This is a genomic window from Candidatus Diapherotrites archaeon, from assembly GCA_040755695.1.
Lineage (GTDB): Archaea > Iainarchaeota > Iainarchaeia > Iainarchaeales > 1-14-0-10-31-34 > JBFMAK01.
Window position 1 is genome coordinate 139,885 of the sequence record JBFMAK010000004.1, and the last position, 14,875, is coordinate 154,759.

Sequence of the window (14,875 nt, forward strand, 5' to 3'; positions counted from 1 at the left end):
AAAGCAGAATTCGGGTGAATTATAAAGATATGATTGAAGTAAGGTTTCATGGAAGGGCAGGGCAGGGGATTGTAACTGCAGCTGAATTACTTGCATTTGCTGCAAGCTATGAAGGAAAATTCACTCAAGCCTTCCCTTTCTTCGGATCAGAGAAGAGAGGGCCTCCTGTAACAAGCTATTGCAGGATAGATGAAGCCCCAATCAAACTGCATGAAGAGATTGCAGAGCCAGACATTGTTGTAGTAACAGACAAAACCATTCTCCCTTCAGTGAACGTTGAATCAGGCCTCAAAGAAAAAGGCATAATTATAATCAATTCCTCTGATGGAGCAAAAAAATTATTCAAAACAAAAAATGTTTTCTCAGTTGACGGCACAGCAATAGCAGTAAAATACTTTTCCAGGCCAATCACCAACACTGTGCTTTTGGGGGCTCTCTCAAAAGTCACAGAAATAGTGAAAATTGAATCCATTGAAAGGGCAATCCAAGAAAGATTCAAAGGCGAAATAGCAGAAAAAAACATTAAAGCAATCCAAGAATGCTACAAAAAGGTGAAGAAATAGCCCTTTTTAAAAAAGTGCTATGGCCCCAAAATTATGGAGATAAAAAAATGAAAATTAAAAAAGGTGGTATAAATTCCTGTCTTTATTAAAAGGCGGTTAAGCAAAAAAGCAATGGAGAGAGCATTGGAAGGAAGCCACCCCATAATTAAACATGATGGGTATACTGGAAAATATTATAAAAAGACTACAAGAAAAGACTTGCTTCAAAGCTTAGGAAATAGAACCAAAGTGACAAAAGTTTATGATGAAGAAGGCTACAGGGAATCAGCAACCCTAAGGAGATTCAATAAACCGCATGGCGTAAACGGCGGAGATAAGCCAATAAAAATAGTAACAAAATTGTACGGCGAAAAAGGAAAATTTAGGGACAAGCGCGTCATAAAACCTCAAGTTCCAGCCAAAAAAATGAAAAAAGAAATAGAGTGAGAAAATGAAGAAATTAAAGCCTTTTAGATTAAAAAGAGAAATCAAAAAAGAAAAGACAATTTATGAGAGAAAGAAAAATGGAATTTCCTAAAGAAAAAATGGAAAGATTGCTAGCTGAAATAGCAAAAAAATACTCTAAAAAAAGCTATGAAGACTATGATACGTTTAAAGATTTGTTAGCTCTGTATAAAAATAAAAAAATAATTTTAAATGTTGAGGAACTTAAAGAAGGAATAAATTTGATTAAAAACTTAAGAAGTGATTACGCTAAATTGCATAAAGTAGGGGAAGCAACACTTGACGCAGAACTGTACGAAAAATCTGAATGGCTTTTAATTGAACTGAATCAAACACTGCGGGAAGCATTAAAATTTTTGAATCAATATAAAAACCCGCAAAGAAAATGATGGTGAAGAAATGAAACTTCCTTACTCAAAGCCTGGAACCTCAATTGCGAACAAGACAGGAGAATGGAGCTATTTCAGGCCAGTTATTGACACAAAGAAGTGCGTGAAATGCGGGATATGCATTCAATTCTGCCCTGAAGGAATAATGGGAGTGAAAGGAGAAGTTCCAGACATTGATTATGATTACTGCAAGGGCTGCGCTTTATGTGCAGTGGAATGCCCGCAGAAAGCAATTAGAATGGAGCTAAAAAAAAAATGATTAAAACAATTGAAGGCTCAAGAGCCATAGCAGAACAAGCAGTATACTGCGAGCCAGAGGTCGTAGCATGTTATCCTATCACTCCTTCAACGCATATAGCAGAAGAATTGGCGAAGTATTATGCCAATGGAGCAATAAAAAAGTTTATTGCAGTGGAAGCAGAATTCTCTGCGATTTCAGCTTTAATTGGGGCAAGCGCTGCAGGGGCAAGGACTTTTTCTACAACCTCAGGGCAAGGCCTGTTATTAATGCATGAACCATTGCTTGCTGCTTCAGGAATGAGGCTTCCAATAGTAATGGTTGTAGCAAACAGGGCTGTAAGCTCTCCGTTGAATATATGGAATGACGAGCAGGACACTATAACCCAGAGGGATGCAGGATGGATTCAATTGTACGCAAAAAACAACCAGGAGGCTGTTGATTTAGTGCCCATTGCATTCAAGGTTGCAGAGCAGGCAATGCTTCCAGCAATGGTCTGCCTGGACGGATTCATTCTAACGCATGCAGTAGAACAGATTGACATAATAGGAAAAGAGGACGTAAAGAAGTTTTTGCCTGAATTCAATCCTGAAATAAAATTGGACCCGGAAAACCCTGTGAGCTTGGGCGTATATGCAGGGCCAGCACACTACCAAGACTTCAGGAAAGACTTAGAGGAAGGAATGCAGGAAGCAAAAAAGATTATTTCAAAGGAAGGAGAGAATTTCGGTGAGCTTTTCGGGAAGCATTACAATTTAATTCTTGCCCACAAATGCGAGGACGCAGAAAGAATAATTGTGGGCATTGGAAGCCTTGTGGACAATGCAATAGAGGTTGCAAACGAATTAAGAGAGAAAGGAGAAAAGGTTGGGGTTTTTCATGTTAGGACATTCAGGCCTTTCCCAAGAGAAGAAATAAGAAAGGAATTAGAAGGAAAAATCGTTGGAGTAATTGAGAGAGACATAAGCTTGGGGGCAAGCCCTCCAATTTATTCCGAAGTAAGCGAGGCAATGCAGGGCACACAAACAATAATCTCAAGCTTTGTAGGAGGCCTTGGAGGAAAGACAATCACAAGGCCAATCATAAGGAATGCATTCGAAAAATTAAAGCAAAAAAATCCTGTAAGGGAATGGATATCATGACTAAAAGCACTAATGCGCATTACTATGCTCCAGGCCATTCAGGCTGCCCTGGCTGCGGTCCAAGCAACTGCATGATTCAAGTAACAGACGCAATAGGAAAAGACGCAATAATAGTAAACGCAACAGGCTGCATTGAAATAAATTCTTCTTTATATCCTAACAGCGCCTGGAGGCTTCCTTATATTCATGTGCTATTTGAGAATACAGCAAGCGTTGCAGCAGGGGTTTCAGCAGCACTCAAAGCAAAAGGAAACAACCACACAAAGGTTGTGGTGACAGCGGGGGACGGAGCAACATACGACATAGGCTTTGGGGCAGTAAGCGGAATGTTCGAAAGAAACGATGATGTATTATACATCTGCTATGACAATGAATTGTACGCCAATACAGGAGTGCAGAGATCAGGAGCAACACCTTACGGCGCAGCAACAACAACATCCTTTGTGGGAAAAGAAGTTAGAGGAAAGCAGACCCAAAAAAAGCCTATTGTTGAAATTGCCGCAATGCACAGGATACCTTACGCTGCAAGCGCAAGCATTGCTTATCCTCAAGACCTGAAAATGAAAATAGAAAAAGCATTAAAGCATGAAGGAGCAAAATTCATTACAGTTAATTCTCCTTGCTGCTTGGGGGCAGGATTTGACGGAAGCATTTCAATCAAAGTAGCAAGGCTTGCAGTGCAGTCAAGGCTCTGGTTCCTTTTTGAGTACGAGAACGACGAATTCAAATTAAACTTCAATCCAGAACAGAAGCTTCCAGTAAAAGAATACCTTTCATTACAGAAAAGGTTCGCTCACTTGAACGAAAAAGAAATTGCATTAATACAAAAACAGGCAGATTTGAATTATGGAAGAATAAAGAAGCTGTGCGGAATAAAATAAGATTTTCAAAGGCATTTTACTTACGCAAATGATTTAAAACTGATTTGCTATTCAATTTATAAGGGAATTAATTGAGGAAACAAGAGGAAGAAATTAATTACATAGATCATGCTATTTTTCCTGAACCTCACACTCCAATGTACTTAATGCACAAATACTGGGCAAGAAAACCACATAATGTTGTTTCAGAGTATATTAAAAACTACTCCAAAGAGGGGGAAATTGTTTTAGACCCTTTCTGCGGTTCTGGCGTAACAGCAATTGAAGCCATAAAGTTAGGCAGAAAAGTAATTGCAATAGACTTAAACCCTGTTTCTGCTTTCATGACAAAATGTACTTTAATGCCTGTTAACTTAAAAGAGTTTGAAGAAGCATTCAAAGAAATAGAGAAAAATGCTAAACACAAAATAAATGAACTGTACGAAACTAAGTGCCCAAAGTGCAAAGGAAAAGCATTTTTGACTCAATCTGTCTGGGCAAAGAATAAAAAAGAAGACAAAGAAGAAAACTTAAAAAAAATCTGGTATTATTGTTCTCTTTGCGGTAAAAGAAGTGAGAAAAAAATAGAAAATTCTGATTTAAAAAATATAGAAGAAATTAACAATAAAAAAATAAAAGAATGGTATCCTACTACGAGATTGGCATATAACGGTAATGAGTTTAAAGAAGGAACCCATGAACCAGATGTAAATTCTATTGACAAATTATTTACCAAACGAAATCTTTATGGATTAGCAATAATTTTTAATGAAATAGAAAAAATCAAAGAATATAAAATTCAAGAGTTAATGAAACTTGTATTTACTTCTTCTTTAGAGCAAGCAAGCAAATTAAATTCCATTGATATGCGTCCTGGACGGGAATGGATGACAAGAGGCTGGACAATCCACAGGTATTGGATTCCAATTGGTTACTTAGAAAGAAATGTGTGGAATTGTTTTGAGGAAAGATATAATAAAATAAAAAGAGGTAAAAAAGAAGCTGACCAGTTAATCCATAATTACAAAGAAGCAAAAAAATTTTCTGATTTGAATGATAACTCAACTATTTTAATTAAAATGTATAACGCATTAGAGCTTTCTGAAATAATCCCTGTTAATTCTATTGATTACATTTTTACTGATCCCCCTTACGGTGGCTCAATTCAATATTTTGAGTTAAGCACTTTGTGGGCTTCATGGCTGAATCTTGAATTAAACTATAAGGACGAAATAACAGTCAATAAACAACAAGAAAAAAACTTTGAATATTACCACAAAATGCTCAGTGCAGCCTTCAAGCAAATGTATTCAGTTTTAAAGCCAGGAAAATATTTGACAGTAACCTTCCACAGCACTGATATAAAAGTGTGGAATTCAATCATTAGAGCAGTTGTTACAGCTGGCTTTGACTTAGAGAAAATTGTTTATCAGGCCCCAGCAATGCCTTCAGCTAAAGGACAACTTCAACCATACGGGTCTGCTGTTGGTGATTATTATATTAGATTCAAGAAACCCTTAAGAGACAATAATATAACAGAAAAACAAATGGATGTGGAGAGATACGAAAGAGAAGTTGTGTGGGCTGCAAGAAGAATTATTGAAAGAAGAGGTGAACCAACAATATACCAACACATACTAAATGGAATAATGGTTGATTTGAAAGGTGGAAGATATGCTCCTGTAAATGCAAGAAATGTAGAAGATATTCTAAAAGACCATGTTGGAGAACTCTTTGAATTAATTGACATAAAAAATGAAAAAGGAAAAACAATAGGAAAAAAATGGTGGCTGAAAGACAGAGACTTCTCAAATTTTACAACGCCGGCTTTAAGCGACAGAATAGAAAGATCAATCTTAAGTGTTTTAGGGAAAAAAATTAAAGCATCTTTCGATGAAATAGTTCAAGCAGTATTCATTGACTACCCTAACGCTTTAACCCCAGATTCCCAAAGCATAAAAGAAATATTGAAAGAATACGCCGATCCAACAAAAGATGGAAAATGGAGATTAAAGCCGGGCTTAAGCGAAAAAGAACAAGAAAGCATTCACTCAAAAATGATTTACCTGCTTGCCATGCTTGGAAAAAAAGCGAGGTACACAGTATTAATAGGACAAAATGAACAAAGCAAAAAATACAATAACATTCCATTAAGCCGGGTTTCAGATAAACCCCAAACATGGCAGATATTCCCCCAAGAGCCAGTAGCATTAGACAGAATAAAACAAATAGATGTAATGTGGCTTGAAGATTCAAGAATAGCCTATGAATTTGAAGTAGAAAACACTACGGGAATTTCAGAGGCAATAATCAGGGGCTCAAATATATGGGAAAGCCACCAAACAAAAAGATTCATTATAATACCAAAAGAAAGGGAAAATTTCTTGTACAAAAAACTGCAAGAGCCAATACTTAAAGAAACACTGAAAAAAGTGGAATGGAGTTTTATTAGATACAATGACTTAGAAAAACTTTTTGAGAAAAGCAAGAAAAAATTTGACCCAGAAGAATTAGAAAAAATAGCAAGACCTCCTAAAATATCGGAAGAAAAACAAAAACAATCTAAATTAAATATTTTTATGTGAGAATATGGGCGGAAATTTAACATATGAAAATCTAGCTTTAAGAGAACAAAAGCAAAGCATAAAATCACCCGAAGAAAAATTAATAATGCAAGCGGGCAAATTTCCTAATTGTAAAGGCTTATATCCTGACTGCCCCGAAAAGCCAGATAAAAATGATAAAATGTGCAGAACTTGCCCGGTACTCGACAAAGAAGATTAAATGAATTTGAGTTTGCACCAAAACCAATTTAAAAGCCTTCAAGCAGAAATTCTTATATGAAAATTTTAATGCTCAACCCTCCTTTCATGGAAAGGTTCTCGCGCTCAAGCAGGAGCCCAGCAGTAAGCAAGGGTGGCTGCTTCTACTACCCTATATGGCTGGCTTATGCCACAGGCGTTCTAGAGAAGGAAGGACATGAAGTTAAATTGGTTGATGCAATAGCTGCAAGGAAAACACTCAAGGAAACAATTGAGATTGCAAGAGAATTTAAGCCGAAACTAATTGTTGTGGATACTGTAACAGCATCTTTCTATAACGACCTGAAAGTAATTGAAGCACTCAAAAAAGAATTGCCTGAAGCATTCACTGCAATGGTTGGAACGCATGTGAGCGCACTGCCAGAAGAGGCATTCAAAAAGAGCAAAAAAGTGGACGCAGCGGTAAGAGGGGAATACGATTTCACTTTAAGGGACCTGGCAAAAGCAATAGAAAAGAAAAAAAATTTGGGGGCAGTGAAAGGAATTTCCTTCAGGGAGAAGAAAGAGAAAGGAAAAATTATACATAATGAATCAAGGCCTTTTATTTCAGGAAAGGAATTGGACGAAATGCCTTTTGTCTGTGAAGTGTACAAAAAGCACTTGAACATTAAGGATTACTTTTATCCGTCTGTTCTTTACCCTCAGGTTACAATTGTTACAGGAAGGGGCTGCCCTAATTATTGTACATTTTGCGTTCTCCCGCAGCTAATGAACGGGCATTCCTACAGGTCAAGGTCAATAGAAAACGTTTTTGAGGAAATAAAATGGATTAAGGAAGAATTGCCTGGAGTAAAGGACATAATGATTGAAGACGACACTTTCACTGCAGACAGGGAAAGAATAAGGAAACTATGCAGTAAAATAATTGACTCAGGAATTAAAGTAACATTCACGTGCAATGCAAGGGCTGACGTGGATTTGGAGACCTTAAAATTAATGAAGAAGGCAGGATGCAGGCTCATGTGCGTGGGCTTTGAGAGCGCAGACCAAAAAATACTGAACAACATACGAAAAGGGACTGTAATTGACAGGATAAGGCAGTTCATGAAGGACACAAAAAAGGCAGGGATTTTAGTTCACGGCTGCTTTATTTTGGGAAACAGGGGAGAGAACATTGAAAGCATTAAGACAACAATTGATTTTGCTAAAGAGATTGAGCCTGACACAGTGCAGTTCTTTCCTTTAATGGTTTACCCTGGAACAGAGGCATTCAATTGGGCTGAAAAGCACGGCCACCTTAAGACAAGGGACTGGAGTAAATGGCTCAAAGAAGACGGAACGCATAACACAGTGCTTTCAACTCCAGAGCTGAGCTCAGAGAAATTAGTGAGAGAATGCAACAGGGCCAGAAGGGAATTCTATTTAAGGCCGAAATTCATTGCAAAGAAAATAAGGCAGTTAATATTCAATCCTAAAAACATTCCCCGCTTCCTGAAGTCAGGAATGGTCTTCATGAAATACCTCGCAAGAGGAGAATAATTTTAAGGCCTTCTGCGGAGAATTAGCTTTCTTTTAGGGCGTAATTTTTGTACTTGTCTTCTTGGTTTTGTTTTAATTCCAAAACCCTGTTTTTTTAATTTCATGAAAGCATCAAAATTCTCTTCAGCAATTCTGAGCGCCGCCCCAGCATCAGTCGTATTCTTTAAAGCTAATTCAGAAAATATTAGACGTGCCTTATTTGGTTTTACACCCAAAATAAACAAAGCACAGGCCAAGGTTGCAATTTTGGGTTTTTTAATTCCTTTTTTCTTTAACTTCTGTTTTGCCCTGTCAATACAGGCTTTTTCAGAAATAATTTCGGCTTCTTGAGGATTTCGACTATACAAAGGCATTTAATTCTCACTATTTGAATTATGTTTTTCCTTATTATTAAACCTTTTTATTTTGCGTTGAAGTCTTTCAGGAAGTCAATTAAGGCTCTCACTCCAGTTCCTGTCGCGCCCTTGGAAATATAGGTTTTTGCCTTGTCTGGCTCTGAAGCAAAAGCTGTTGCTCCAATGTCCAAGTGCATCCAGTCAGTTTTCTCAACGAAAAAACTGAGGAATGCTGCTCCAAGAATTGTGCCTGCCTCGCCTTTGTAAGAAGAAATGTTTTTTACATCTGCAAGATCGCTTTTCATGAAGTCCTTGTATTCTTGAATCAATGGAAGCATCCAGAATCTTTCTCCAGTCCTTTCACCTGAAGCAATCAGCTTGCAAGCCAATTCTTCATTATTTCCGAGCAATGCAGTAAAGTATCTTCCTAAAGCCACTCTTGCAGAGCCTGTTAAGGTTGCAATATCTATTAGGGCTTTGGGCTTGAAGGTTTCAGCGAAAGCAATCGCGTCAGCCAAAATAAGCCTTCCTTCAGCGTCAGTGTTAAGGATTTCAATTGTCTTTCCATTGAATGCCTTTACTATGTCCCCGGGCTTTGAGGCATTAGGTCCAGGCATGTTCTCTGTTAATGGAAGGAAGCCTAAAATTCTTAATGGAAGCTTTAAATGAGAAGCAGCTTGGATTACAGCGAAAACAATTGCTGCCCCAGACATGTCGTCCTTCATGTCAGTCATGTAATCCTCAGGCTTAATGTTCAGGCCACCTGAATCAAAGGTAATGCCTTTTCCTATGAGGGCAACAGAATTCCTTGCATTGGAATTATAATCCAATACAACAAGAACAGGCTTTTGAGTTGAGCCTTTAGCAACAGAAAGAAAGGCATTCATTCCCTTCTGCTTCAATTCCTTTTCTTTCAAGACCTTGCATTTAACCTTTAATTTTTTTGCTTGAGCAGAAAGCTCTTTAGCCAGTTCCTCTGGGGCCTTGACATTCGAAGGCCTGTTGATGAGAGAGCGAGCGTAATTCACTGCATGACAGGCTGCCTGAGACTCATTCACTGCACTTGAAACCTTGCTTAAATCTTTTTTGTCGCAGAGAACAACAAATTTTTCTATTTTTTTTATTTTGTCCAGTTCCTGTGTCTTGAATTCAATGAACTGGTAAAGAGAAAGAAGGACTCCTTCAGTTACAGCAGAAGCTGCTTCCCCTTCAGGGATTTTCGCCTGAATTGAATTCAAAGCAAAAGAGAAATCATTCAGGCTGTTATTTCTTGCAACAGTTGAAGCAAGAGCCGAAGCCCTTCTTAAGGTTTCAGAATAAAATTCTTCTTTTTTCCCCAATCCAACCAAAATAATTTTTTTTGCCTTGATTCGGCCTAAAGTGGAAATTAGCGCGTGCTGGCCTATCTCTCCATTAAATTCTTTTTTCTGCATAAGTGAAGAAATTTCATTGCTAAGCTTTTCGTCCAATTCTTTTATCTGACCTTCAGGCTTCGCGGCCTCAAAAAATCCTATTGCAAGACCTTCAGTGCTGCATTCAATTAACTCTTTTGCTTCAACCTCAACCCTCATTTCAAAAGACCTCCTAAAATATTAAGTGAATTGAATTTAAATATTATTCTTTTCAAGCACGGCTTGAAATATTTCAATCCACTTTAGCGGAATTGAAATCCTTTAAAATACTGATTACTATTTCCCCGAACCATTCTTCCTGGAGCAATAACACTTTTCCTGCGTTTGCAAGGAAAAGCAAAGGAATGACGGTGTCAACCGTTTCCTCTGGCTTGTTGCCTTGCAGTAGAGAAGAGAAAATTATTAGGCCTGAAGAATCAGCGTTCTGCAGTATTCTGGCATACAATTCATTTATCCTTTCATCCAAGTTCTCCTGCGAGAAAGGAATAATGAATTCAAGGAGCTTCTTCTCCCTTAATTTTATTTCCTTTCTCTTGGAGTGCTCTATGATGGACTGGATGGCTTCAACTAATTCATCCAGTGAAATCTTTCCTTCCCTTAGATTGCGGGGCATTTTTAATTCAGGAATAAATTCCTCGAAGAATTTCTGCATTTCCTTTTTTTGTTCTTCTTCCTCAATGCTGCTCAGCCTCAAAAGTTTTGACTTTGCACGCAAGAGAATTGCAAGAGCAAGGATTGCATTCGCAGGGATCCTGAGGTTGTTCTCCTGCATTGAATTAATCTTCTGTAAGTACCTGTCTGCAAGCATTATTAAGTCCAAGGACCATGGGTCCATGCGCTCTGAATCAATTAAATCCAGTAGAATGCTCTTCCATTCAGGCTCATGGATAAGCAAAAGCATGTCCTCATGGTTCAAGGAATAATTCTTGTGGTTGGAATCAACCAATTCTGCACTGGAATTCATTGCAATAAAAAGAAAGGAGAAAGAATTATATAATCCTTTGCGTTTAAATTAATTAAGTGAACGAAATGGACAACATAAAAAAACTTGAAAGAACAATTGAAACAAATGAAAAAATAATTGAAGTACTTGAAAGGCCTGACATAAGAAAACAGATAAGAAAAGGACAATTCCCTGAAGAACTGAAAGTCTTTCTTCCAATATATGAAAAATATTATAAAAAGTATCATTATGTAACTGCAGTTGCGGGGGGAATATATACAGTCCTTCTAGTTGAGTTAGCATTACATTATTTAGCAAGAAAGACTAAACTTCCCCCAGTTCAAAGAATAGTAACAGATAGTGCTTTGGCTATGGGTGGAGCAAAAATTTCAGGTTATTTACTCAAAAAAATATTGAAAAAATTAGAAGAAAAAAAGGTTAATAAATATAAATTTGTAGAGCAGAAAATAAGAGAATTGAAAATAAAGAATGAAAGAGCAAGAATGCAGCTTGAAAGAATGAAGTTTCACAGGGATCTAAAGCAAAGAAAAAGAATTAATTTAATGGAATTGAAAAGAATTAAAGGCAAAAAAATTCATGCGAGATAAAAAAAGCTGTTTTTGGGCTTGAAAATGATTTGGTCTCCTAAAGAGAAAGATTTATTAATACTGTTTTCTTTTATTTAGCGGTGATTGAATGAAGAGGGTGCCAGTAGGAATTGAAGGACTAGACCAGTTAATTCAAGGCGGAGTGCCTAAAGGTTCTTCCACCTTAATCTCAGGGGGCTCAGGGACAGGAAAAACCATTTTTGCAACTCAATTCCTTTACAATGGGGCAATAAAGTTTGGAGAGCCAGGGCTTTATGTAACATTGGAGACCAATTTGAAGAACATTACCTGGGACATGGAGAACTTCAACTGGGACATTAAAAGACTGCAGGACAAGAACCTGTTTAAAATCTATAAATTGAATTTAGCAGAAAAAGATGTAGAAAATGTAGAGCAGGAAGTAATGGAGGAACTGGACATTATAGCAGAATACGTGGAAAAAATGGGAGCGCAAAGGCTTGTGATAGATTCTACTACCTCTCTTGCAATGTGGATCAAGGGAGCAGCAGCAATGAGGAAAACCTTGTTCGCTTTCTCTGACGGCTTAAAGAAGCTGGACTGCACTACCTTTATGACCTCAGAAACAAAAGCTGACAAGATAAGCTTGAGCGCTTTCGGGGTAGAAGAATTTGTTGTAGATGGAGTAATAGTATTATTCTTGCATCCGCCGCACAGGTCAATCTTCGTAAGGAAAATGAGAGGCACAAACCAGTCAATGAGCCCTCACCCGTTCGAGATAACAGACTCAGGCATTATAGTAAGAGGAAAAGAGGAGATGCCCTGGGAAGGCATCCACCCCTAATTTATTTTTTTATTTTCTTCTTATTACGTACAAAACTACAAATGCAATTACAAACAGATTCAATGCAATTAAAGTTCCAGTGAACCTGCTGCCTGCGCTCAGTCCTACAGAGCCTGTAACAAGGCCTGAAGGGCTTGAAACACTGATGTCCGAAGCAGGAATGCCTCCAGAAACAAATAATTGTAGTACAACAAAGTAGAACAATTGAATTATCACCAAAGCCAATACAAACAATATTCTTTTCATGAAATAATTAGTGCAGGATTATGTTTAAATAATGCATTGCATTTCAATTAAAATGAAGGTGAGGAAGAAAAAATGAGGGTGCTTGTAACTGGAGGGGCAGGATTCATTGGAAGCCATACTGCAGACCTTTTAATTGAAGAAAATTATGATACAGTAATTGCAGACAATTTGAGCACAGGAAGAAAAGAGAATATCAATCCAAAAGCAAAATTCTATAAATCAAACATAACTAATTTCAGGGCATTGAAGAAGGTTTTTGGGAGGGAAAGAATTGATTCTGTAATTCATTTGGCAGCGCAAATAAATGTAAGAAACTCATTAGCAGACCCTTTCTTTGACGCAAAAACCAATATTTTAGGTTCACTGAATGTGCTTGAATGCTGCAGGAAATTCAAAATAAAGAAAATTGTTTACTCCAGTTCAGGAGGAGCAGTATACGGTGAACCAAAAAGAATTCCGGTGAAAGAAAACCATCCAATAAAACCTCTTTCACCTTACGCTGTATCAAAGTACTGCGTTGAACAATACCTGCAGGAATACCATCACAATTACGGATTAGAATTCGCTGTGCTCCGCTACGGCAATGTCTTCGGCCCAAGGCAGGACCCAAGAGGAGAAGCAGGGGTAACAGCAATATTCATTGAAAGAATGCTTGCAAATGAAAGGCCTAAAATTTTTGGTTCAGGCGAACAGACAAGAGACTTTGTTTTCGTGAAAGACGTGGCCAAAGCGAATTTGCTTGCACTGCAAAAGAAGACAAAAAGCAGGACTTACAATATTGGGACAAGAAAAGAAAAGAGCGTTAATGAAATCTTCAGGGAATTAAAGAAAATGCTTAAATTTAAAGGAAACGCAGTGAAAGAAAAATCAGTGCCTGGAGAAATAAAGAGGATCGCACTGGACTGCAGCCTTGCGAAAAAAGAATTGAGATGGAAGCCAGAAACTCCTTTTAAGAAAGGCCTGAAGGAAACAATTGAATGGCACAGGAAAAAGAATTACTGACAGGAAAAAGCTATTTAATAAGATGATCATACACTATACAGAAAGATTTTTATATATTATTGTACACTATACTGTATGATTTGATATGATAAGAAGAGAACTTATAAATATAATAGCAGGATATAATTTCTGGGGGAAGGAGCAGGAAACTGGCATAAGTCGAGAGACCTTAAAAAAAGCGAGCAAATTTGTTAGGAAAGGTACTGCTTTATCTATTGTCGGCATAAGAAAGTGTGGTAAAACTTATTTAACAAAACAAATTCTTGCTGAAAAAATAAGCGAAGGCAAAAAAAAAGAGCAAACAGTGTACATTAATTTTGAAGACCCTTCTTTTGAGCCTTATTTAAGCACCAGTTTACTTGATGACACATATGAAACATACAGGTATTATTTGAATAAGGATAAGACAGCATTCATTGTTCTTGATGAAATTCAAAATATTGAAAAATGGGAGAAATGGGTGAGAACAATGTTAGAAAAAAAAGAGGACATACAATTAATAATAACGGGGTCTTCTTCTAAATTGTTGTCTTCAGAGATCGCAAGCCTGCTCACTGGCAGAACCATTACTGTTTCATTGTATCCTCTCTCATTTAAAGAATTCATAATATTCAAAGGCTTTAAAGAATTTTTAACGGAGCAAAAGGCCCTTGTTTTTTTGGAAGAATTTATTGAATTCGGCGGTTTCCCAATGGTTGTTTTAGCAGAGAACCAAGAATTTAAAACTATTTATTTAAAGGAAATATTTGGAGGAATATTAACTAGAGACATAGTAAAAAGATATGAAATAAGACAAGAACATGAACTAAGGTCTTTGGCTGTATTATTAATTAATAATTTTTCTTCTTTTGTCAGCGTAAACAAATTGAGAAATATAATGTACAATGTAACAAAAATAAAATTATCCCCAACAACAATAAACAATTACTTAAAATATTTTTCTGACCCTTTTTTGTTTTTCTTTATTCCAATATTTTCTTATAAAATAAAAGACCCCCTGCAGTACCCGAAAAAAGTATACTGCATTGACACTGGAATTATAAATAAAGTATCACAAAAATTTTCTCAGGATAAAGGAAAATTATACGAAAATATTGTTGGGGTGGAACTTGTAAAAAGGTTTGGAAAAGAAAATATTTTTTACTGGAAGTCAAAACAGCAAGAGGAAATAGACTTCCTTGTAAAGCAGCAAAAGCCAGAAACATTAATACAGGTCTGCTATGATCTTAAACCAGAGAACAAAAAAAGAGAACTTAAACCATTGCTCAAAGCATCAAAAGAACTGAAATGCAACAAATTGCTCGTAATAACAAGAAATTATAAAAAAACAGAAATGTACAAAAGAAAAAAAATAAATTTTGTGCCATTGTGGGAATGGCTTCTTCAAGATTAAACCTTCCATCAAGAAAACAGATAAAAATATGCGCTTTTTATTATAAAACGTAAAATTTCTCTTCAAAAGCGGCTTTGGGACATAATTTTAGTGTGTTTTTAGGTTAGGATAACGATGTAGGCTCTTTTTCCAATATATTTTTTGGGAACGTCTGCTTTTGCTGATGTTCCGAATGGCGTTATGGTTCTTTCTAGTAT

The 14,875-nt window shown here is 36.9% G+C and carries 18 protein-coding genes; 13 read left to right on the forward strand and 5 right to left on the reverse strand.

What is annotated here, in order from left to right; all coding sequences use genetic code 11:
• Positions 1-29: 29 nt before the first annotated feature.
• The 9 genes from AB1467_06955 (at position 30) to AB1467_06995 (ending at position 7,937) form a co-directional block, all read left to right on the forward strand.
• Positions 30-563: a pyruvate ferredoxin oxidoreductase subunit gamma gene (locus AB1467_06955; protein ID MEW6295991.1), complete on the forward strand. Its 534-nt coding sequence runs from the start codon at positions 30-32 to the stop codon at positions 561-563.
• Positions 564-674: 111 nt separating this feature from the next.
• The gene (locus AB1467_06960) at positions 675-989 is read left to right on the forward strand and encodes a hypothetical protein (protein MEW6295992.1); all 315 of its coding nucleotides are present in this window, start codon (positions 675-677) and stop codon (positions 987-989) included.
• Positions 990-1,051: 62 nt separating this feature from the next.
• Complete coding sequence (locus tag AB1467_06965) at positions 1,052-1,396, forward strand: hypothetical protein (GenBank protein MEW6295993.1); 345 nt, start codon at positions 1,052-1,054, stop codon at positions 1,394-1,396.
• 10 nt (positions 1,397-1,406) lie between these two features.
• A complete protein-coding gene (locus tag AB1467_06970; protein MEW6295994.1) occupies positions 1,407-1,655 on the forward strand; it encodes a 4Fe-4S binding protein in 249 nt (82 codons plus the stop codon).
• On the forward strand, positions 1,652-2,776 hold the full coding sequence (locus AB1467_06975) for a transketolase C-terminal domain-containing protein (protein ID MEW6295995.1): 1,125 nt from the start codon (positions 1,652-1,654) through the stop codon (positions 2,774-2,776). Before AB1467_06970 ends, AB1467_06975 begins: the two co-directional genes overlap by 4 nt.
• Positions 2,773-3,657, forward strand: coding sequence for a thiamine pyrophosphate-dependent enzyme (locus AB1467_06980; protein MEW6295996.1), 885 nt, complete (start codon positions 2,773-2,775; stop codon positions 3,655-3,657). The genes AB1467_06975 and AB1467_06980 overlap by 4 nt, the downstream gene beginning before the upstream one ends.
• A 71-nt stretch (positions 3,658-3,728) precedes the next feature.
• The gene (locus AB1467_06985; protein ID MEW6295997.1) at positions 3,729-6,221 is read left to right on the forward strand and encodes a DNA methyltransferase; all 2,493 of its coding nucleotides are present in this window, start codon (positions 3,729-3,731) and stop codon (positions 6,219-6,221) included.
• Between the two features lie 4 nt (positions 6,222-6,225).
• A complete protein-coding gene (locus tag AB1467_06990) occupies positions 6,226-6,420 on the forward strand; it encodes a hypothetical protein (protein ID MEW6295998.1) in 195 nt (64 codons plus the stop codon).
• Positions 6,421-6,476: 56 nt separating this feature from the next.
• A complete protein-coding gene (locus AB1467_06995) occupies positions 6,477-7,937 on the forward strand; it encodes a radical SAM protein (protein ID MEW6295999.1) in 1,461 nt (486 codons plus the stop codon).
• Between the two features lie 2 nt (positions 7,938-7,939).
• Here the strand turns inward: AB1467_06995 and AB1467_07000 are convergent, their stop codons facing one another.
• From AB1467_07000 to AB1467_07010, 3 genes are all read right to left on the reverse strand, one after another.
• Entirely contained in the window at positions 7,940-8,290 is a 351-nt protein-coding gene (locus AB1467_07000; protein ID MEW6296000.1) for a hypothetical protein, read from the reverse strand.
• 47 nt (positions 8,291-8,337) lie between these two features.
• A complete protein-coding gene (locus tag AB1467_07005; protein ID MEW6296001.1) occupies positions 8,338-9,843 on the reverse strand; it encodes a leucyl aminopeptidase in 1,506 nt (501 codons plus the stop codon).
• Positions 9,844-9,916: 73 nt separating this feature from the next.
• Positions 9,917-10,648 carry a segregation/condensation protein A gene (locus AB1467_07010; GenBank protein ID MEW6296002.1) on the reverse strand — a complete coding sequence of 244 codons (732 nt, stop codon included), beginning with the start codon at positions 10,646-10,648 and terminating at the stop codon, positions 9,917-9,919.
• Between the two features lie 56 nt (positions 10,649-10,704).
• Here AB1467_07010 and AB1467_07015 point away from each other — a divergent pair, with 56 nt between their 5' ends.
• Entirely contained in the window at positions 10,705-11,235 is a 531-nt protein-coding gene (locus tag AB1467_07015) for a hypothetical protein (protein MEW6296003.1), read from the forward strand.
• Positions 11,236-11,323: 88 nt separating this feature from the next.
• Positions 11,324-12,037, forward strand: coding sequence for an ATPase domain-containing protein (locus tag AB1467_07020; GenBank protein MEW6296004.1), 714 nt, complete (start codon positions 11,324-11,326; stop codon positions 12,035-12,037).
• Positions 12,038-12,046: 9 nt separating this feature from the next.
• Here AB1467_07020 and AB1467_07025 read toward each other — a convergent pair whose 3' ends face one another.
• Positions 12,047-12,283, reverse strand: coding sequence for a hypothetical protein (locus AB1467_07025; protein MEW6296005.1), 237 nt, complete (start codon positions 12,281-12,283; stop codon positions 12,047-12,049).
• Positions 12,284-12,355: 72 nt separating this feature from the next.
• On the opposite strand from AB1467_07025, the gene AB1467_07030 reads away from it, so the two are divergent.
• Positions 12,356-13,285 (forward strand): NAD-dependent epimerase/dehydratase family protein, encoded by a 930-nt coding sequence (locus AB1467_07030; protein ID MEW6296006.1) that lies wholly within the window; start codon positions 12,356-12,358, stop codon positions 13,283-13,285.
• 85 nt (positions 13,286-13,370) lie between these two features.
• Positions 13,371-14,678 carry an ATP-binding protein gene (locus AB1467_07035; protein MEW6296007.1) on the forward strand — a complete coding sequence of 436 codons (1,308 nt, stop codon included), beginning with the start codon at positions 13,371-13,373 and terminating at the stop codon, positions 14,676-14,678.
• A gap of 98 nt (positions 14,679-14,776) precedes the next feature.
• Here AB1467_07035 and AB1467_07040 read toward each other — a convergent pair whose 3' ends face one another.
• The gene (locus AB1467_07040; GenBank protein ID MEW6296008.1) at positions 14,777-14,875 is read right to left on the reverse strand and encodes a DUF2080 family transposase-associated protein; all 99 of its coding nucleotides are present in this window, start codon (positions 14,873-14,875) and stop codon (positions 14,777-14,779) included.

Excerpts from the sequence above, each read along its gene's own strand:
- AB1467_06970 (MEW6295994.1), top strand. The coding sequence starts at position 1,407 with ATGAAACTTCCTTACTCAAAGCCTGGAACCTCAATTGCGAACAAGACA.
- AB1467_06955 (MEW6295991.1), top strand. The coding sequence starts at position 30 with ATGATTGAAGTAAGGTTTCATGGAAGGGCAGGGCAGGGGATTGTAACT.
- AB1467_06990 (MEW6295998.1), top strand. The coding sequence starts at position 6,226 with ATGGGCGGAAATTTAACATATGAAAATCTAGCTTTAAGAGAACAAAAG.
- AB1467_07035 (MEW6296007.1), top strand. The coding sequence starts at position 13,371 with ATGATAAGAAGAGAACTTATAAATATAATAGCAGGATATAATTTCTGG.
- AB1467_07025 (MEW6296005.1), bottom strand. The coding sequence starts at position 12,283 with ATGAAAAGAATATTGTTTGTATTGGCTTTGGTGATAATTCAATTGTTC.
- AB1467_07000 (MEW6296000.1), bottom strand. The coding sequence starts at position 8,290 with ATGCCTTTGTATAGTCGAAATCCTCAAGAAGCCGAAATTATTTCTGAA.
- AB1467_07005 (MEW6296001.1), bottom strand. The coding sequence starts at position 9,843 with ATGAGGGTTGAGGTTGAAGCAAAAGAGTTAATTGAATGCAGCACTGAA.
- AB1467_07030 (MEW6296006.1), top strand. The coding sequence starts at position 12,356 with ATGAGGGTGCTTGTAACTGGAGGGGCAGGATTCATTGGAAGCCATACT.
- AB1467_06995 (MEW6295999.1), top strand. The coding sequence starts at position 6,477 with ATGAAAATTTTAATGCTCAACCCTCCTTTCATGGAAAGGTTCTCGCGC.
- AB1467_06965 (MEW6295993.1), top strand. The coding sequence starts at position 1,052 with ATGAGAGAAAGAAAAATGGAATTTCCTAAAGAAAAAATGGAAAGATTG.
- AB1467_07020 (MEW6296004.1), top strand. The coding sequence starts at position 11,324 with ATGAAGAGGGTGCCAGTAGGAATTGAAGGACTAGACCAGTTAATTCAA.
- AB1467_07010 (MEW6296002.1), bottom strand. The coding sequence starts at position 10,648 with ATGAATTCCAGTGCAGAATTGGTTGATTCCAACCACAAGAATTATTCC.
- AB1467_06980 (MEW6295996.1), top strand. The coding sequence starts at position 2,773 with ATGACTAAAAGCACTAATGCGCATTACTATGCTCCAGGCCATTCAGGC.
- AB1467_06960 (MEW6295992.1), top strand. The coding sequence starts at position 675 with ATGGAGAGAGCATTGGAAGGAAGCCACCCCATAATTAAACATGATGGG.
- AB1467_06975 (MEW6295995.1), top strand. The coding sequence starts at position 1,652 with ATGATTAAAACAATTGAAGGCTCAAGAGCCATAGCAGAACAAGCAGTA.